General features: G+C 66.4%; 24 protein-coding genes, 1 tRNA gene and 1 pseudogene. 11 read left to right on the top strand and 15 right to left on the bottom strand.

The window, feature by feature from the left end; genetic code table 11:
* Window positions 1–77: 77 nt before the first annotated feature.
* A complete protein-coding gene (locus OB2597_RS12195; RefSeq protein ID WP_322786321.1) occupies window positions 78–485 on the bottom strand; it encodes a zinc-binding dehydrogenase in 408 nt (135 codons plus the stop codon).
* A 29-nt stretch (window positions 486–514) separates the two neighbouring features.
* On the opposite strand from OB2597_RS12195, the gene OB2597_RS12190 reads away from it, so the two are divergent.
* The 3 genes from OB2597_RS12190 to OB2597_RS22545 are packed head-to-tail and all read left to right on the top strand — an operon-like array spanning window position 515 to window position 1,129.
* A complete protein-coding gene (locus tag OB2597_RS12190; protein ID WP_084658768.1) occupies window positions 515–784 on the top strand; it encodes a thiamine pyrophosphate-dependent enzyme in 270 nt (89 codons plus the stop codon).
* A 14-nt stretch (window positions 785–798) separates the two neighbouring features.
* Window positions 799–990, top strand: a complete 192-nt coding sequence (locus OB2597_RS22550) for a hypothetical protein (RefSeq protein WP_238529718.1) — start codon at window positions 799–801, stop codon at window positions 988–990.
* Window positions 941–1,129 (top strand): hypothetical protein, encoded by a 189-nt coding sequence (locus OB2597_RS22545; protein WP_322786320.1) that lies wholly within the window; start codon window positions 941–943, stop codon window positions 1,127–1,129. Before OB2597_RS22550 ends, OB2597_RS22545 begins: the two co-directional genes overlap by 50 nt.
* A gap of 21 nt (window positions 1,130–1,150) precedes the next feature.
* Here OB2597_RS22545 and OB2597_RS12185 read toward each other — a convergent pair whose 3' ends face one another.
* Complete coding sequence (locus OB2597_RS12185) at window positions 1,151–1,951, bottom strand: SDR family NAD(P)-dependent oxidoreductase (RefSeq protein ID WP_009805873.1); 801 nt, start codon at window positions 1,949–1,951, stop codon at window positions 1,151–1,153.
* 9 nt (window positions 1,952–1,960) lie between these two features.
* On the bottom strand, window positions 1,961–2,929 hold the full coding sequence (locus OB2597_RS12180) for an LLM class oxidoreductase (protein WP_050759235.1): 969 nt from the start codon (window positions 2,927–2,929) through the stop codon (window positions 1,961–1,963).
* A 109-nt stretch (window positions 2,930–3,038) separates the two neighbouring features.
* Between OB2597_RS12180 and OB2597_RS12175 the strand changes: the two genes are divergently transcribed.
* On the top strand, window positions 3,039–3,944 hold the full coding sequence (locus OB2597_RS12175; protein ID WP_040609740.1) for a LysR family transcriptional regulator: 906 nt from the start codon (window positions 3,039–3,041) through the stop codon (window positions 3,942–3,944).
* A gap of 13 nt (window positions 3,945–3,957) precedes the next feature.
* On the opposite strand, the gene OB2597_RS12170 is transcribed toward OB2597_RS12175, so the two are convergent.
* Window positions 3,958–4,851 carry a LysR substrate-binding domain-containing protein gene (locus OB2597_RS12170; RefSeq protein WP_009805870.1) on the bottom strand — a complete coding sequence of 298 codons (894 nt, stop codon included), beginning with the start codon at window positions 4,849–4,851 and terminating at the stop codon, window positions 3,958–3,960.
* A gap of 118 nt (window positions 4,852–4,969) precedes the next feature.
* Here OB2597_RS12170 and OB2597_RS12165 point away from each other — a divergent pair, with 118 nt between their 5' ends.
* Both OB2597_RS12165 and OB2597_RS12160 read left to right on the top strand, forming a co-directional pair.
* The gene (locus OB2597_RS12165) at window positions 4,970–5,674 is read left to right on the top strand and encodes an SDR family oxidoreductase (protein WP_040609303.1); all 705 of its coding nucleotides are present in this window, start codon (window positions 4,970–4,972) and stop codon (window positions 5,672–5,674) included.
* Entirely contained in the window at window positions 5,664–5,912 is a 249-nt protein-coding gene (locus tag OB2597_RS12160; RefSeq protein ID WP_009805868.1) for a DUF6552 family protein, read from the top strand. Before OB2597_RS12165 ends, OB2597_RS12160 begins: the two co-directional genes overlap by 11 nt.
* Before the next feature lie 12 nt (window positions 5,913–5,924).
* Here OB2597_RS12160 and OB2597_RS12155 read toward each other — a convergent pair whose 3' ends face one another.
* On the bottom strand, window positions 5,925–6,452 hold the full coding sequence (locus OB2597_RS12155) for a TetR/AcrR family transcriptional regulator (protein WP_009805867.1): 528 nt from the start codon (window positions 6,450–6,452) through the stop codon (window positions 5,925–5,927).
* A 67-nt stretch (window positions 6,453–6,519) separates the two neighbouring features.
* Here OB2597_RS12155 and OB2597_RS12150 point away from each other — a divergent pair, with 67 nt between their 5' ends.
* The gene (locus OB2597_RS12150; protein WP_009805866.1) at window positions 6,520–7,593 is read left to right on the top strand and encodes an alcohol dehydrogenase family protein; all 1,074 of its coding nucleotides are present in this window, start codon (window positions 6,520–6,522) and stop codon (window positions 7,591–7,593) included.
* Between the two features lie 83 nt (window positions 7,594–7,676).
* On the opposite strand, the gene OB2597_RS12145 is transcribed toward OB2597_RS12150, so the two are convergent.
* Window positions 7,677–8,273: a TetR/AcrR family transcriptional regulator gene (locus tag OB2597_RS12145; protein ID WP_040609738.1), complete on the bottom strand. Its 597-nt coding sequence runs from the start codon at window positions 8,271–8,273 to the stop codon at window positions 7,677–7,679.
* A 126-nt stretch (window positions 8,274–8,399) separates the two neighbouring features.
* Here OB2597_RS12145 and OB2597_RS12140 point away from each other — a divergent pair, with 126 nt between their 5' ends.
* Window positions 8,400–9,353, top strand: coding sequence for an SDR family oxidoreductase (locus OB2597_RS12140; RefSeq protein ID WP_009805864.1), 954 nt, complete (start codon window positions 8,400–8,402; stop codon window positions 9,351–9,353).
* A 93-nt stretch (window positions 9,354–9,446) separates the two neighbouring features.
* Here the strand turns inward: OB2597_RS12140 and OB2597_RS21915 are convergent, their stop codons facing one another.
* The 5 genes and pseudogenes from OB2597_RS21915 to OB2597_RS12125 form a co-directional block, all read right to left on the bottom strand.
* Window positions 9,447–9,785, bottom strand: a complete 339-nt coding sequence (locus OB2597_RS21915; RefSeq protein ID WP_148234724.1) for a hypothetical protein — start codon at window positions 9,783–9,785, stop codon at window positions 9,447–9,449.
* A gap of 27 nt (window positions 9,786–9,812) precedes the next feature.
* Window positions 9,813–10,028: pseudogene (locus OB2597_RS22755) on the bottom strand (DUF6538 domain-containing protein); the annotation flags it as partial.
* Window positions 10,029–10,113: 85 nt separating this feature from the next.
* Window positions 10,114–10,188 (bottom strand) — tRNA-Gln (locus tag OB2597_RS12135).
* 106 nt (window positions 10,189–10,294) lie between these two features.
* Window positions 10,295–11,626 (bottom strand): mechanosensitive ion channel domain-containing protein, encoded by a 1,332-nt coding sequence (locus tag OB2597_RS12130; RefSeq protein ID WP_009805861.1) that lies wholly within the window; start codon window positions 11,624–11,626, stop codon window positions 10,295–10,297.
* A 55-nt stretch (window positions 11,627–11,681) separates the two neighbouring features.
* Complete coding sequence (locus OB2597_RS12125; protein ID WP_009805860.1) at window positions 11,682–12,203, bottom strand: SH3 domain-containing protein; 522 nt, start codon at window positions 12,201–12,203, stop codon at window positions 11,682–11,684.
* A gap of 108 nt (window positions 12,204–12,311) precedes the next feature.
* Between OB2597_RS12125 and OB2597_RS12120 the strand changes: the two genes are divergently transcribed.
* The 3 genes from OB2597_RS12120 (at window position 12,312) to OB2597_RS20980 (ending at window position 14,486) form a co-directional block, all read left to right on the top strand.
* Window positions 12,312–13,298, top strand: a complete 987-nt coding sequence (locus OB2597_RS12120; protein WP_040609301.1) for a 2-hydroxyacid dehydrogenase — start codon at window positions 12,312–12,314, stop codon at window positions 13,296–13,298.
* A 110-nt stretch (window positions 13,299–13,408) separates the two neighbouring features.
* Window positions 13,409–13,573, top strand: coding sequence for a hypothetical protein (locus tag OB2597_RS22195; RefSeq protein WP_009805858.1), 165 nt, complete (start codon window positions 13,409–13,411; stop codon window positions 13,571–13,573).
* Window positions 13,557–14,486: a GGDEF domain-containing protein gene (locus OB2597_RS20980; protein ID WP_009805857.1), complete on the top strand. Its 930-nt coding sequence runs from the start codon at window positions 13,557–13,559 to the stop codon at window positions 14,484–14,486. Before OB2597_RS22195 ends, OB2597_RS20980 begins: the two co-directional genes overlap by 17 nt.
* Window positions 14,487–14,488: 2 nt before the next feature.
* Here the strand turns inward: OB2597_RS20980 and OB2597_RS12110 are convergent, their stop codons facing one another.
* The 4 genes from OB2597_RS12110 to OB2597_RS20975 all read right to left on the bottom strand — a co-directional run bounded on the left by OB2597_RS12110 (window position 14,489) and on the right by OB2597_RS20975 (window position 16,773).
* Entirely contained in the window at window positions 14,489–15,061 is a 573-nt protein-coding gene (locus OB2597_RS12110) for a cob(I)yrinic acid a,c-diamide adenosyltransferase (protein ID WP_009805856.1), read from the bottom strand.
* Window positions 15,062–15,063: 2 nt separating this feature from the next.
* Window positions 15,064–15,261: a twin transmembrane helix small protein gene (locus OB2597_RS12105; RefSeq protein ID WP_009805855.1), complete on the bottom strand. Its 198-nt coding sequence runs from the start codon at window positions 15,259–15,261 to the stop codon at window positions 15,064–15,066.
* Between the two features lie 71 nt (window positions 15,262–15,332).
* On the bottom strand, window positions 15,333–16,160 hold the full coding sequence (locus tag OB2597_RS12100; RefSeq protein ID WP_009805854.1) for an SDR family NAD(P)-dependent oxidoreductase: 828 nt from the start codon (window positions 16,158–16,160) through the stop codon (window positions 15,333–15,335).
* 34 nt (window positions 16,161–16,194) lie between these two features.
* Window positions 16,195–16,773, bottom strand: a complete 579-nt coding sequence (locus tag OB2597_RS20975) for an SH3 domain-containing protein (protein ID WP_009805853.1) — start codon at window positions 16,771–16,773, stop codon at window positions 16,195–16,197.
* Window positions 16,774–16,919: the final 146 nt, after the last annotated feature.

Genomic DNA, 16,919 nt, shown 5'->3' with positions numbered 1-16,919 from the left:
GATCTGCCGACGTGATCGATGTTTGAGCTAGCCTACTGATGGATCGGGCGTTATGTCGCCCAACCACCATTTACGCGTCAGACCTCTACGACCACCTTGCCGCTTGCTTGACCGCTTTGCAGCCTGGCATAAGCGTCGCCGATCTGTGTCAGCGCGAAGTCGGGCGCGTCCAGCAGCGGCTTCACGACGCCGTCGTCCACCAGCTTGGCGAGGTCCGCGAGGATCTGCCCGTGCACCACGCGCCGGACGACGTGCAGCATTGGCAGCAGCATGAAGACAATGTGCAGCGACAGGCCCTTGAAGTGGGCGGGGGCGAGGTCGATCTCCGACAGCGCGACCGTCGTGACCACATGTGCGTTCAGCGCCGCGGCTGCGAAGGAGTTGGTCAGGTTCGCCCCGCCGACCGTGTCGAAAACCGCATCGAAGCCCGCGCTGTCGGTGTGGCTTTGCACGTAGGCCTTGATCTCCTCGGACCTGAAGTCGATGGGCGGGGCGCCGTAGCCCCCGATCCTCGCTGATCGAGGTGGAGACCTACCGGCTCGCCGGTCACTTCATGGGCGACGCGGAGGGTTACCGCCCCGAGGGCGAGAAGGACGGGCTATTCGAGAAGGACCCGATCCCCGCCATGCGCGCCCGCCTGTTGAAGGACGGAGCCGCGAGCGAGGAGGAGCTCGCCGCCATCGAGGCCGAGGCAGAGGCCCGCGTCGAGAAAGCGATCAAGTTTGCCCGCGACAGCGCGGACCCGGCCCCGGAAGACGCGCTGACCGCCGTTTTCGCAGCCTGAAGGGAGGAGATAAGATGACCAAATCCAACGAGAGAAAACTGACCATCGCCCGCGCCATGGCCGAGGCCACCGCGCAGGAAATGCGGCAAGATCCCAGCGTCTTCGTCATGAGCAGGACATCGCCGCCCTGGCGGGGTCTATGGCAACACCCGCGGGCTGCTGAACGAATTCGGCCCCGAGCGCATTCGCGACACGCCGATCTTTGAGACTGCCTTCATCGGCGCCGCTAAGGGCGGAATGCGCCCCGTGGTGGCGCTGATGTTCGTCGACTTTTTCGGCGTCTGTTTCGACGCGATCTACAACCTGATGGCCAAGAACATCTATTTTTCCGCGATGATACACTGACCCTGCCGCGATCTCCGACTCCTATCTTGCCGTCCCGGCCGCCGTGTCGGTCAGTGCGCGGATCGCGGCCATCACCTCGGCCACGTGGTCAGGGTCGCTTGTCGCCCCGTTGGGCGGGGCAAAGCGGCCGCTGTCGTTGTCGAAGTAGCGGCCCGAGGCCCCCGCGAACTCCTCCGACAGGGCCGCGCGGGTCAGGATATCGGCACCGATGGACAGATCGTTGCCCGCGACGCCAAAACCCTCCTTGACCATCTTCGAAGCCAGCAGCGAGCCCGGGTTCACGGCGACGAAGACCGGTCCCTCGGGGTGCGCCCGCGCCAGTTCCTGCGTCCAGATCGTGATGGCGAGCTTGCTTTGCGCATAGGCGTCCATGTCACCGAGGCTTCGCTCGCCCCGTAGCGCGGCCAAGTCCACTGGGGCCTGCGCCGCGGAGGAGAGGTTCACCACCCGGCCGTCCTTCGCCAGGATCGGCAGCAGCTCCTGCGTCAGCACATAAGGCGCCAGCGTGTTGACGACGAAGCGCAGGTCCAGCCCGGCCTCCGTCCGGGTCTGAGGCGCCTTCAGCACGCCCGCGTTGTTGATCATCACGTCCAGCCGGTCATGCCGCGCGCGAACCTCCTCCGCAAAGGAGGCCGCCGCGGAAAGGTCCGACAGATCGGCGCGGTAGGTCTCCGGATTGCCGCCGACCTCCGCCGCAGCGGCTTCCAGCTTGTCGGCGCTCCGGCCATGCAGCAGCACCTGGTGCCCCTCAGCTGCGAGCGTCTTGGCCGTCAAGAGGCCGATGCCGTCCGTGGCGCCGGTGATCAGGATCGTCTTGGGCATGTCGTCTCCTTACGGGTGGAAGCGCGGCAGGATCTCATCCGCCAGCCGCTTCATGGTGTCTTCGATATCCGCCCCGTTGAACCGCAGGTTCAGGGCGACGTGGTTGATGCCGAGGGCGCGGATCTCCTCGAGGTAGCGGTGCAGGTGGTCGGTGCCAGAGCGGAAGCCGAGGTGGATCGGGGTGGGCGCCGCATCCTTCTGCGCGACGAGGTCGACGTAGAGCGATTGCATCACCGGCTTGTCCGGCAGCCCCGCCTCGGCGATCCGCGCGCGATAGGCGCCCACGACCCGGCGCTGCGCGGCGGCATCGCGCGGGTAGGTCATCCATCCGTCGCCGTTGCTCGCCACCCAGTCGGGCGCCTGCTGGCTGCCGCCGGTGATCAGCAGGGGCAGACGCCCGGCCGCGGGTTTGGGCAGCATGTCGATCCCGCCCGAGAGCGCGCCCTGCGCGGTCTCGGCCCGCGGGTAAGGCTCGGCCATGGTCCTGATGTAATCCACGCTGTCGCGGAACCTTTCGCCGCGATCTTCGAAGCTCATGCCGAGGGCCGGGTATTCGTCCGGCCGGTCGCCCGAGGCCACGCCAAGCAGCAACCGCCCGTCCGAGAGCACATCGGCCGAGGCCGCCGCCTTGGCCACATGCGCCGGGTGGCGCAGGGGCAGGACGATGCTTGCCACCCCCAACGCGATATGCTGCGTCGCGCCGGCCAATGCGCCGAGGTAGACGAAGGGATCGAAGACCTGCCCCGCATCCCCGAAGGACGGCACATTGAACGGAACGTCCCGCAGCCAGAGCGCCGAGAAGCCCAAGGTGTCGGCCAGCCGCGCCCGCTCGATATGGCGGGTCATGTCGGGCACGGGATCGTTGCCATGCGCCTCCAGCGGGGCGACAAGGCCGATGCTGAGCCGCTCTGGCTGGAAGGTCGCGCTATAGGCCCGGTTCAGCGGGGCGAAGCCAGTTTGTTGCACAGCGTCCTTCACAGTTTCTCTCCTCGTCAGGCTTGGCCGGTCGGTCAAAGCTATACCTTGCGATGCTGCAATAAATCCGGGCATATCGGATTTGTTCTTTCGGATTTCGGATATAATCGCCGTGGATACCGACAGCCTGCGCCTCTTCGTCATGGCGGCCGACCGGCTGAATATCTCTGCCGCGGGGCGCGAGCTGGGCCTTGCGCCTGCGGTGGCCAGCGCCCGGCTTGCCAAGCTCGAGCAGGAGCTCGGGGTCGAGCTGCTGCGGCGGACCACGCGCAAGGTCTCGCTCTCGCTCGACGGTGCGGATTTTCTGCCCTACGCCCGCGAGATTCTCGCCCAGGCCGATGCGGGCCGCGCCGCGCTCGGCGGGACAGGGGCCGGCCCCAAGGGCACCCTGCGCTTCGCCGCCCCGAGCAGCTTCGCACAGTTGCACATCATGCCTCTCCTGCCCGAGTTTCATGAGGAATACCCCGACCTCACCCTCGACCTGCGCCTGTCCGACACGCGCTTCGACGCGATCGAGGGTAGTTTCGACCTCGCCCTGCGGAGCGGGCCGTTGACGGACAGCAGCCTGAAGGGCCGTAAGCTTGCCGACGACACCCGCATCCTCTGTGCCGCTCCGGCCTACCTCGACAGGCGCGGCATGCCGCAGACGCCAACAGATCTGTCCGGCCACGACCTCATCGCCTGGGGCAATCTGGAGCCGCGTGAGCTCGTGAACGCGCAGCGCGAGACGGCTCTGCTGGACCCGGCAAGCATGACCTGCCGGACGATCCTCGACGACGGCGACGCGCAGCGCGAGGCGACGCTGGCGGGGGCCGGTCTGTCGATGAACTCGCTCTGGAACGTGGCCGGCGAGATCGCGAGGGGCCGCCTGGTCCGCATCCTGCCGGAGTGGAAGATGAACGACCGATCGGTGCTGTGGCTGATCTATCCCCGCACCAACGTGCTGACCCCGAAGACCCGCGTATTTATGGACTTTCTGATCGGGAACCTGGGCAATCGTTCGGAATGGAGCGAATGAAGTAGCCGGGGCATCACCCCTCCCGAAGTTCCTCACGCGCCTTGCTTTTTAGCCACTCCATCACCCGAATTGCAGCCTCGGATGCGCCCTGACGGGGCAGGAGGGCATGGAAGTCCTGACCGCCCTCCAGTGCGGCTTGGACGGCACGCACCAGACGACCCGCATCAAGGTCACGCTGCACGAGGAAGCGGCTGGCCAGGGCAACACCCTGACCGGCCAAGGCTGCGTCAAGGCTCAGAGTCGTTTGGCTGAATTGCAGCCCGCGTGGCAGCGTCGGGACGGTTCCGAATGCCATACCAAGGAACTGCGGCCAAAGATCATGCGCATCGTGCAGCAGGGTCAGCCGGGACAGCGCGGCCGCGTCGACGGGGCCTTCCGGTGCCACCAAATGTGGCGAGCACACTGCGATGATCTCTTGCGGGAACAGCAGCTCGGCACGCAGGCTTGCCCCGAACGGCGGGCGTCCCTGCCGCACCGCGATGTCGATGCCGTCGGCATGGAAGCTCATGACCCGCTCGGTCGCGGTGATCCGGAGGTCGATCCCCGGATGGGCCTCGGTGAATTCCGCGAGCCTCGGGATAAGCCATTTCGAGGCAAAGGTCGGGGTCACGCTGATCGTCACGCGCGAGGGCGTGTCCAGGAGTGCGCCGGTCGCGTCCATGAGCTGAGAGAAGGCCCGGGAGACCGCGGCATGGTAGCTCCGCCCTTCCTCTGTGAAACTGAGCCCCCGCGGCTCGCGCAGGAACAGGCGCAGGCCGAGATGGTCCTCAAGCCCACGCACCTGCTGCGCCACGGCGCCCTGCGTCACGCCCAGTTCCTCCGCCGCTGCGCGGAAGGACAGATGCCTGCCGGCTGCCGAGAAGGCGCGCAGGCCGTTCAGGGACGGCAGATTGGCTTCGCTCGTCACGATAGTTCTCCTACACCCACGCGACAGCTGCGCTTGGCTGGTCGCATGCGTCTCTCCTCCGTATTTGAACACGCATAGGCGAAACAGGCGCCACGGGAAAGACGCGGAGAAGATAGACATGGCAATAGAAAAAGTAGCTTTGATCACGGCGGGCGGCAGCGGCATGGGCGCCGGAGCGGCGCGGCGGCTGGCAGCCGATGGCTTCAAGGTCGGGGTGCTGTCCTCCTCGGGCAAGGGCGAGGCCTTGGGGCAGGAGCTCGGCGGCTTCGGCGTCACCGGCTCCAACCGATCGGTCGAGGATCTGACGCGACTGGTTGACGGTGCTATGGATCGCTGGGGGCGGATCGACGTGCTGGTGAACTCGGCGGGGCACGGGCCCAAGGGCGACATCCTCGAGATCACGGACGAAGACTGGCACGCGGGGCTCGACGTCTACCTGATGAACGTGATCCGCCCCACAAGGCTGGTCACGCCGATCATGGAGGCGCAGGGTGGCGGAGCGATCATCAACATCTCGACCTTCGCCGCCTTCGAGCCCGATCCGCTGTTCCCGACGTCAGGCATCTTCCGGGCCGGACTCGCCGGTTTCGCCAAGCTTTACGCCGATAAATACGCGGCACAGAACATCCGCATGAACAACGTGCTGCCCGGCTTCATCGACAGCCTGCCCGAGACCGAAGACCGGCGCGCGCGCATTCCTCTGGGCCGTTACGGGCGCGAGGACGAGGTCTCGTCGCTGATCGGCTGGCTCGCCTCCGAAGATGGCGGCTATGTCACCGGGCAGAACTGGCGGATCGACGGGGGGCTGACGCGTGGCGTTTGAAGCGGTCAACCTGCCGGGCCGTGTCCGCGCAGCCTTCGTCGTGAAATGGGCGGCCTCTGTCATCCAGATCCTTGGCTATGCCGGCACTGCCTTCGGCTGGACGCCGTGGAATCTCTACCTCTTCGTCGTCGGGGTTCTCGGCTGGCTGGTCGTCGGGCTGCTCTGGAACGACCGGGCGATCATGCTGATCCACCTTGTGGCCCTTGGCGCGATGCTGGCGGGGATGGCGCGCGCGTGAATGGGGGGGCCGTCACGCGGCGCCATTCATCCGCAGACCGTGCCCCAGCCGCTTCGCGCTGGTCACGGCGGCGTCGCGATGCAGCGACCAGGTCTGCGTGAGACCCTCCAGTATCACCAGAAGTTCGATTTCGCGGCCGTCCAGTCCGGTGGCGGCCGCCGCGCGGCGTGCCACCTCGGCCTTGTGCCGCGTCAGCAGTTCGCGCAACCCTTCGCTGCCGGGCTCTGCCGCCACGGCGCCGTGGAACAGACATCCATGCGCAGCCTCAGCGGCCATCCAATCCCCAACCCGCTCAAACAGCGCGTCGAGCACCGCCTGCTGTGTCTCGGGCAGGTCCTCGAACAGGTGCGCAAGGTAGCGCCCATGGCGATGCTCCAGCGCCGCCACCACCATGTCGGCGCGTGATGGCGTATATTTGTAAAGCGTGCGCAGGCTGACACCCGCCGCATCGCGCAGATCCTCGACGCTGGGTTCTGCAAAGCCACGGGCGGCGAAGGCCCGCTCCAGCCCGGCGGCGATCTTGGTCTTAGTGTCGGTCATGCTTGACGATGTAGAGTGATCCCTCTACCTACGCAAGTAGAGCAATCACTCTACACCTTGGAGCGACATGATGACCCTTCCCGATACGATGAAGGCGATGGTTCTGACAGGCCATGGCGGTCTCGACAAACTGGAGTGGCGGGAGGACGTTCCCGTGACGCGCCCCGCAGCGGGCGAGGTGCTGATCCGGGTCGGTGCCTCGGCGGTGAACAACACTGACGTGAACACCCGCACCGGCTGGTATTCGAAAGCGGTGCGCGGCGATACGAACGCCGCCGCGACCACCGGCTATGACGGTGCCTCGGATGCCGACGGCGGATGGTCCGGCGCGCTGAACTTTCCGCGCATTCAGGGCGCCGATTGCTGCGGCAGGATCGTTGCGGTCGGCGACGGGGTGGAAACCGCACGCGTCGGCGAACGGGTGCTGGTGCGCCCAATGTATAGCCCCAAAGACGAGGACGCGGATGCACTCGTTACGTTCGGCTCCGAGCGCGACGGCGGCTTCGCGGAGTTCGCCACTGTCGAAAGCAGAAACGCGCTGCGGATCGAAAGCTCGCTCGCGGACGTCGAACTCGCTTCCTTCCCCTGCGCATTCTCGACCGCCGAGGGGATGATCCAGCGCGCGGGATTGGGCGCCGAGCGGGTGCTGATCACCGGCGCCTCGGGCGGTGTCGGCTCGGCGGCGGTGCAGCTTGCCAAACGGCGCGGCGCGCATGTCACGGCGGTGACCAGCCCGGCGAAGGCAGCCGACCTCAGCGCGCTCGGTGCAGACGCCATTCTCGGACGCGAGGAGGCCCTGCCGGAGGACGCCTTCGACGTCGTCCTCGACCTCGTCGGCGGGCCGCGCTGGCCCGCGTTGCTTGAGGCGCTGGCGGTGCGTGGCCGCTACGTGACCTCGGGCGCCATCGCCGGGCCGATCGTCGAGCTGGACCTGCGCACGCTCTATCTGAAAGACCTGACGCTGATCGGCAGTACACGGCAGGATCCGGAGGTCTTCACCGATCTGATCGGCTATATCGAACGCGGCGGAATCCGACCGGTCCTCGCGGAGACCTTCCGGCTGCGCGATCTGCACAAGGCGCAGGAGGCGTTTCTCGAAAAGTCCCACATGGGCAAGATCGGGATCGAGATCGCAGGCTGACGCCGCACGCAGTGACCTATCCAAGGCGGAGTGATGTCAGCCCATGACGTCGCTCTGCTTCACCGCAATGATTCCGTGCCCCCTCAGTCTTTCTTGCCGTAGTGTGCGAGGAACATGTCCACGCAGTCGGCGATGACGGCATCCGGGTCGACCTCGGCCTTCGCCCCCATCAGGAACTGCGGCCAAACCAGGAAATGCTTCACCATCGACAGGAGCTGCCCGGCGGCAAAACCCGGCTCAGCCTGTCGCAGCGCGCCGGCCTGCATGGCTTCGCCGATCAGCGCCTGGATCGGGCCGTCCTGCATCGCCGCCTTCGCAAAGAAGGCCTGCGCGAGATCCTGATCGCGCAATAGCTCTGACATCACCAGCCGGTTCAGGCCCATGTATTCTTCGCCGGTCAGATGGCCGACGTAGTCCCGCACTGCCCCGTTCAGTTGCTCGCGCAGCGGCACGTTCGGGTCATAGCGCAGCTTGGGCGTCGCCGCGATCTGCTCCAGCAATATGTCGGTGATGGCCTGAAAGAGAACTGCCTTGCTTTCAAAATGCTTGTAGAGGGTGCGCTTCGACACCTCCGCCAGCTCGGCGATGCGATTTACCCGCGCCGCCGGAAAACCCTGCTCCTGAAACTCCAGGATCGCCGCATTCAGAATATCTTTTCGTTTCTTTTCAGTCAGTTTCATCGAATATGCCTTCTGCGTTTTCAGAAATGTAAACATGGCGGTTTACACCCCGCTGGCTCGCCCCTATGTAAACACGACGGTTTACACACACAAGCGCCGACGGCGCCCCGATCACTGGAGAACACCATGACTGACCTCACTTTCGGGCCGAAGGGCTGGACGCCTGAACGTCTCGGCGACCTCACCGGCAAAACCTTCGTCATCACCGGCGCCAACGCCGGCGCGGGCTTCCAGGCCGCGCGCATCCTCTTGAGCAAGGGCGCGGAGGTGGTGATGCTGAACCGCAGCGCCGAGAAATCCGCTGCCGCCGTTAAGGAGCTGAAACAGGAGTTCGGCACCGCCGCGCCTGTGCGCTTCGTCCGCATGGACCTCGCCGAGCAGGCTTCTGTCCGCGTTGCCGCCGAGGAGGTGCTGAAGACCACCCCGCGCATCGACGCGCTGATCTGCAACGCTGCCATCGCCCAGGTGCCGACCCGCAAGCTGACCCCCGACGGCTTCGAGAGCCAACTCGGCACCAACCATTACGGCCACTTCACCCTGTGCGGGATGCTGTTCGACCGGATCGAGCAGTCGCAGGGGCGGATCGTCGTCGTCGCCAGCCTCGGCTACAACATGGGGCTGAAGACCATCCGCTTCGACCACATGAACTGGGACACGGGCTATGGCGCGAACACCGCCTACAGCCAGAGCAAGCTGGCGCAGATGATGTTCGCCTACGAGCTTCAGGACAGGCTGGCCGCGGCCGGGCGGACGGGGGTGAAGGTTTACGTCTGCCACCCCGGCTCGTCCGCGACCTCGTTGATTACGACCAGTGGCAGCCGGACAATGCGCCTTATCTGGTGGCTGATGACCAAGACGCCGATGGTCCAGACCGCCGAACAGGGGGCCTACCCGGAGGTCATGTGCGCGACAGAAGAGGCGCTGACGGAGCAGCGCGCCCTCTACGGACCGACGGGCCGCATGGAAGCCGTCGGCCCGGTCGGACGCGGCACGCTGAACGCCCACGCTTACGACAAGCCGGTCATGGTCAGGTTGTGGGAGCGATCCGAGAAGGACACCGGGTTCAGCTGGGGCCTTTGAGCGCCTCGTGGTCCTGCCGATGCAAAGGCCGGGCTCAGGTTCGTCGGCCCCTCGAGCCGCCCGTCCGATCGCGGACACTGCAACTCATGAGGGCTACAAACTGGACATCTTGAAAACAGCGCTGACTGGACGAGAGCCGAAATGCTCTCCTCCGCTTTCTTCATCTTTTTTGGCCTGTCCTTTCTCCTGGTGAGCCTGGGGTTCTGGCAACTGGGTAGGACCGACGGTTTCGTCGCAGACGAGATCACGCGCTGAAGGGGGTTGAACGAATACCGGATCGCGGTGTTCAAGGTTATTCCGCTGATCATCGTCGCCTGCGCTGAGAGTCTCCTGTTCGGGGAGCGCTATCCGGGCAAGATCATGCCGCAGCGCCTCTGTCAGAAGCGCCGCGATCTCTTCGGCGGGCATGGCGCGTAGGATGGAGTCGGTCATAATTCTTGTCTCTTCGCGTTCCACGATTGCGAGGAGATGAGCCGTCCGGCTCATCGCCTCGGCCAGAAGAGAGGTTCGCAGCGAGAGACACAGAAATTTGCGCCGGCACCTTTCCGCGATGACGTTGGATAAGCGTTTCCGGAAATAGTAGATGCGGTCCCGGCGCTGGAGGTAGGGGCCGGCCGGCCGGCGCCGGTGACCTGATCGAGTGAAGGCAGGTTCGTGTGCGGCAGTCTGCGTCACACTCCCGGCGGGGTGTGACACAGGATTTCCGGGCCGGTCCTGCCGACCCGATATTCTTGGGCTTTTTCGTCTGTACGGGAAAACATGGCTGGGGTGGTAGGATTCGAACCTACGGTACACGGTACCAAAAACCGCTGCCTTACCACTTGGCTACACCCCAGCAGTGACGCGCTGATTACTCTGGTCGTCTGGCGGGTTCAAGCCCTTTCCGCCGAAAATTGCCCCGTCCGATGCCATCGGTCGCGGTGCCGGCAGGCCGCATCGGTTCATTCCGTCGGGGCGTCCCGTGACAGCAGATCCTTGCCGCGTTTTTCCCGACGTTCCTCCTCCACGATGGCCTCGAGCGCGTGTTCGGCGTGGGCCTGCACGTCCATGGCGTCCTCGGGCTGGGCGGGGGGCGGCGTCGATCCGGCGGAGGGGGGCGCGGGAAGCTGCCCCAGGCCCTCGCCGCCCGCGCCGATCAGGCGGTAGGTCGGCTCGGGCATGTCGATGCCGGCCTCGGCCAGCGCGGCGAGGCTGAGGCGGATGGCTTCGCCGCGGGCGGCCAGAAGCGAGGTGTCTCGCTGGTCGATCCAGCCCGCGAGGCGCAGGGTCACCGTGCTGTCGCCGATCGCCTCGATCCAGGCGTCGGGCGCCGGCGCCGTGAGGGTGAAGGGCAGGGCGGCCAGTGTGTCCTTTGCCGTCTGCGTCGCCCGCGCCATGTCCGATCCCGGGTTGATGCCGATGTCGAAGAAAAAGCGGCGCTCGGCATTCATGGTGAAGTTGACGATTCTGCTCTTGAAGACGGTGGCATTGGGGATGCGGATGTGATTGCCGTCCCAGCTCAGCAGGATGGTCGCGCGCGAGGTGAGGCGGACGACCTTGCCTTCGTCGCCGTTGATCTCGACCGCGTCGTTGGGCCGGAAGGGCTGGCGGATCGAGAGCATGATCGAGGCGATGAAGTTCTCGACCGTGTCGCGCACGGCAAAGCCGATGGCGAGACCGATGATCCCCGCCGCCCCGAGTATGGTCGAGAGCAGGGCGGTCGCGCCGAGGATGTCGAGCCCCACGACCACGCCGGCGATGGCGAAGGCCAGGCGGATGACCTGGCGATAGATGTCGGCGATGAAGGCGTTCGGGGCAAAACGGTCCCACGGCTGACGCATCCGCGCGATCAGGATGCCGAGGAAGACCACGACGAGAAAGGCGGTGAAGGCGATGGCCAGCAGGGGCAGCCAGGCCATCAGGTCCGCCATCCGCCGTTCGAACCGGTCGAACGCGGGGTTCAGGCGGCGACTCACGTCGGTGGTCTCGGTCACCTGGTTGCGGATGGCGACCACCCCCTCGATGCGTCCCGCCAGGTCGTTGAGGTTCCCGGCCGCGGCGGCGTCGAGGGTCGTGCCCCGCAGGGTCACGATCCCCGAGGAAACGGTGACGGTGACGTCCTCGTAGCCATCGAGGACAGCGAGGATGTCGCGGATACGGGTCGCGATCGCCGCGTCCTGCTGCGCGCTGTCCGAGACCGAGATGGTCCCGGTCGGCTGGTCGTTGTCCTGGGCCGGGGCGACCGGGGTGGTCAGCATCAGCGTCAGGAGGGCGAAGGACAGGATGCGGATCATGAGAGGCCGGGACAGGAATGGGAACGGGGCAACTCTACCCGTCGGGGCCGGGGGATCAATTGCGCAGTTCGGCGGCCTCGACGCCCCAGAGCGCCGATTTCGGGGCCCAGCCCTTGTAGCCGGCCACCGAGAGGCGGCACCAGTCCGGCGTGCACTGGTCGAGGCGGGCGACCACGCCCAGTTCTAGCTGGGCGGCGACGGGGCTCTTGCGGTTCGGGCGGAGGTGAATGTCCAGCATGTCCTTCTGGATCAGCACGGTGCGGACCCCGGACAGGAGTGAGTGGTGAATCCAGCCGCCGGCGCCCTCCTGATCGACGACGCGGCGCCAGTGGCCATGCTCGGCCGTGATCTGCAGCGGCATGTTGCGGCGCATGAAGACCCAGTCGATCCGGTGCGTGACGCTGGGGCCGCGCCGGACGTTGCCCTTGGATGCCTTCATCGAGACGTAGCGCGGCAGCGGAAGGTGGGTGACCGGGCCGGTCTCCTGCGTGGGGGGCGTGTCGCCGGTGCCCGCGAAGACGGGTGTCGCCGCGACGATCAAGGCCACTGCGACGGCGCGAAACCACTTCTGTCTCATGGTGATACCCAAATCTGCCCGCGATCCGCTGGCGGTTCTTGTGCCGCCGCTTGCTTTGGGTCACTTTGCCCCTAACTCGCAGCCTTTGGAAGCCAGGGGAGGGCCTTCATGCCAACTCAACGTCTGAGTGTTGTCGTAACGCGACGCTTGCCCGAACGGGTCGAGGCGCGGATGACAGAGCTGTTCGACGTGACGCTTGGCCCGCGGGACCGCCCGATGGATCGCAGCGAACTGGCCGAGGCGATGCAGACGGCCGATGTGCTGGTGCCCAACCTGCGCGACCGCATCGATCGCGCGCTGATCGCCCAGGCCGGGACCAGGCTGCGGCTGATCGCCAACTACGGCGCCGGGGTCGATCATATCGACGTGGCGACCTGCCGCGAACGCGGGATCCTCGTCTCCAATACGCCCGACGTGGTGACGGACGACACGGCCGACATGACCATGGCGCTGATCCTTGCCGTGACCCGCCGCATTCCCGAGGGGCTCGCCATGATGCAGGCGGACGACTGGGAGGGCTGGAGCCCCGGGGCGCTGCTGGGCGGCCGCATCGCCGGGCGGCGGCTCGGCATTCTCGGGATGGGGCGGATCGGGCAGGCGGTGGCGCGCAGGGCCAATGCCTTCGGCATGCAGGTGCATTATCACAACCGCCGCCGCCTGCGGGAAGAGACCGAGGCAGGGCTGGGCGCGACCTACTGGGAAAGCCTCGACCAGATGGTGGCGCGGGTCGACGTCCTGTCGGTCAACTGTCCGCACACGCCCTCGACCTTCCACCTGCTGAACGCGCGGCGGCTGAAGCTGATGAAGCCCGGGGCGGTGATCGTGAACACCTCGCGCGGGGAGGTGATCGACGAACATGCTCTGGCGCGGATGCTCAAGGCCGGCGAGATCGCCGGGGCGGGGCTGGATGTCTTCGACTATACCGATGAGACGAGCGCCGATCTCAGGACCCTCAGGAATGTCGTTCTGCTGCCGCACATGGGATCGGCGACGCGCGAGGGGCGCGCCGAGATGGGCGAGAAAGTCATCATCAACATCAAGACCTTCGCCGATGGCCACCGTCCGCCCGACCAGGTGTTTGCCGGACTGCTCTGATGCAACACGAATTGCCGGCCGGTCTTAACCTTTGATTTCCGTTTTGCTGTGACGCTGTAGGCGGGTCCGATGCTTGCGGCGCGGGCCGCGGAACAATGAGGTCGAAGCGAATGGAGACGGATGACGAGGCCGGTGCCGGGGCCACGCCCGGGCATGTACTCGGCCAGCACCGCTTTCCGAGACGGGGGGCGGATGCGCCGAACCTGACGGTCGAGGATGCGCAGACCGCGGGTGCGTTGGCGGATGGTGGGAAAGCCGATGGACAGGTCGCCTGAGGCCGACGGTTTCCTGCGTGGCATCCGGGCCACGCTGAAGGCGCTGTCCGGTGTCGCCTTCCTGCTCGACGATCGGGGGCGGGTGATTGCGGGCACAGTCGGCTGCGATCCTCTCGGTTCGGGCGCAGGCGGCTTTTCGCGGGATGTCACCGATCTGATCGACGACGTGCTGGGAACCGGCCAGACCCGGGCCCAGAAGCTCGCTCTGCCCGATGGGCGGTCCCTTTGCTTCACATGCAGCCGTGTCGTGGACCCGGCGACCGGGGCCCTCTACGTGCTTGCCCAGGAAAGCCGGCGCCCGTCGGTTCCGGACCGGTTCTTCCCGGCCCAGCCGGATCTGCTGCCGCCGATGGAGGAAATCGAACGCGCGCGCGCCGCGGAACGACGCATGCGCGAGGAGGCCTCGCACTGGCGGCAACTGTCGATGACGGATCGGATGACCGGGTTGCTGAATGCCGAGGGGTTCCGGGAAAGGGGGCGCGCCGTACTGAAGAAAAGCGCCTTCGCCACGTTGGTCTACGCGGATCTGAACGGGTTCAAGTCGATCAACGATACGTTGGGCCACGCGGCGGGGGACGAGTTGCTCCGCGACATCGCGCAAAGTCTCGCGGTGGCAACGCGCCTGACCGACCTGATCGCCCGGATGGGCGGCGATGAATTCGCCATCCTGTTGCCGGATTGCGGCGAAGGGGATCGGCTGCGTGTCGAGGAACGGCTGCGCCGCAGGATGGAGCGCCGGTTTCCCGTCGACGGGGGGCAGGGACGGCCCACCCGGATCCTGGCGGTCGATGCGGCCATCGGCATGGTATCCTGTCCCGAGGACGGGCGCGATCTGGACGAGCTGCTCGCCCTGGCCGACGCCCGCATGTACGACGACAAGGCCGCGCGCCGGGAGGGCCGGCGCTCGGGTTAGGATCAGCGGCTGGCGCCCGGCACCCAGAGGACGTCCGCCGTTCCGTCGGCATTGGCGACGCGGCTGGCGACGAACAGCCAGTCGGAGAGGCGGTTGAGATATTTCACCGCGACCGGATTGCATCCCTCTTCGCTCAGCAGGGCGACGGCCAGCCGTTCCGCCCTCCGGCTCACGGTGCGGGCCAGATGCAGATGCGCAGCGAGGGGAGAGCCACCGGGCAGAACGAAGCTTCTGAGGGGTTCCAGCCCCTTGTTCATCGCGTCTATTTCCGCCTCGAGCCGGTCGACCTGACTGTCGATCATGCGCAGCGGCGCATAGTCCGCCTTGTCGTCCGAGGTCATGTCGGGGCGGCAGAGATCGGCGCCCAGATCGAACAGATCGTTCTGTATCCGGGCCAGCGCCGCGTCCGTCTCGTCGGTGGCATGCAGCCGGGCGAGGCCGAGCGTCGCGTTCGTCTCGTCCACGGTGCCGTAGGCTTCGACGCGTAGCGAAGGTTTCGGAACGCGCGTTCCGTCACCGAGGGCGGTCTCGCCGCCGTCTCCGGTCCGGGTATAGATTTTCGACAGCACGACCATGGTCAACCTCCACTGCGCATCCAGACGAACAGCAGGATCAGGGCGACGGCCACGAACTGGGCGGCGATGCGCAGCTGCATGATCTTGTTCGCTTTCTTCCCGCCCGATCCGACGGCGAACCCGCCGATGCCATAGAGCAGGATCGCCGCCACGGCCAGCACGGCCAGGCACGCGACGATGAAAAGAGGGTCTTCGAGCATCACGTCTCTCCCGGGTTTTCCCTGATGTAGCCGGTTGCAGCCAAAAAGCGAACACGCCAATTCAGCGCAGCTCAGGCCCGCGAGAGGATCCAGTCGAGCGCGCGGTTGGGCAGAAGCCGCCGCGCCATCTCCATCGCCCTGGTCGGGGTCGTGACGCGATAACGGGCGCTCGGTTCGGGCTCCTCGAGGGCCCGGATGAGGGTGCGGGCCACCGCCTCGGGCGGCAGTTCGAACCGGTCGCGGCCGGGGGCGTCGTAGAGCCGGGTCAGGAGCGATCTGCGGTATTGTTCCGCGCGGGCCGAGGCCTCCCAGTCCACGTAGCGTTCGAACAGGGCCGTGCTGTTTTCGCGGATGCGGGTGCGGATCGGACCGGGCTGAAGCAGGATGACATGGATCGGCGTATCCCGCATCTCGATCCTGAGCGTGTCGGTCAGCCCTTCGAGCGCGAATTTCGACGCCACATAGGCCGAGCGCCAGGGGGCGGTGACGATGCCCAGTACCGAGGAACAGTTGACGATGCGCCCGTGTCCCTGACGCCGCATGACGGGGATCACGCGGCGTGTCAGGTCGTGGGGGCCGAAGAGGTTCGTCTCGAAGACATGCTGCAGGCCGGCGCGCGGCAGATCCTCGTTCGCGCCGGGGAGGGCCACGGCGCCGTTGTTGTGCAGCGCGTCGAGCGTGCCGCCGGTCGCGGCCAGCACCCGGTCCAGCGCCACTTCGATCGTGCCCGGGTCGGTATAGTCGAGGCGGGCCGTCTCGAACCCATCGGAGGCGAGCCGGTCGGCGTCGGCCTGCGCCCGGCACGTCGCGAAGACACGCCAGCCCTCGGCGCGCAGGGCCGTGGCGCTGGCGTATCCGATGCCCGACGAGCAGCCGGTGATCAGGATCGACCGTGTCAATGCGGGGCCGGAGGAGCGGTCCGGATCGGCCGGCTCAATTCGCGGCCGTGACGAGGAAATCCGCCATCCAGCCGACACGTCCGGTGTCGCCGACCCGCAGCTTCAGCCAGCCGTTACCGGGTTCGGCCAGCACCTCGACCGAGTCGCCGCGCGACAGCCTGGCGACGATCGAATGGTTGGTGCCCGGGCCGTTGCGCATGTTCACCCGATTGCCCGAAACCTCGCGCATGTCCGGAGCCGGCTCGGGCTTGACCACCGCGGGCTGGGGATCGAGGGTTTCCGGATCGGGCGCGGTCTCGAGCACGCCGCCGAACGAGGCGAGGACGGCCGGATCGACAGAAGCCAGTTCCTCTTCGTCGGGGCGGCGCAGGTCGAAGCTCGCCTGCGAGAACGAGGCGCGGGCAACTTCGGGCATGGGAGCGGGGGCGCGCTCGGCCTCGGCGTCGGCCTCGGGGCGGGGCGACCGGGAGGAGACCTGGACAGGTTCCGGCGCGATGTCGGCATCCGGTTCGCTGGCGGCCACGCGCTGCGTCGGCTGGAAGTCGGCGCCGCCGCTCATCTCGTAGCCGGCCCAGGCAAGGAATGCGAAGGTGAGAAAAATGAATTTGTTCATGACCTGCTCCGACGTGGCTTTGTACTGGTAACTCTTTGAGAACGAATTCGGTTTCTTATACTCTGATTCTCTGGTTTCCGTAGGTAGGGAATACCCTTAAAAACAAAGTGTCGCCTTTACCGTGACAACCTCTGCGGATACACATC

Origin of the sequence: Pseudooceanicola batsensis HTCC2597, assembly GCF_000152725.1 — a bacterium.
Taxonomy (GTDB): domain Bacteria; phylum Pseudomonadota; class Alphaproteobacteria; order Rhodobacterales; family Rhodobacteraceae; genus Pseudooceanicola; species Pseudooceanicola batsensis.
The sequence above is the reverse complement of the archived record's forward strand: the minus strand, read 5'-3'. Positions and strand labels throughout refer to the sequence as shown.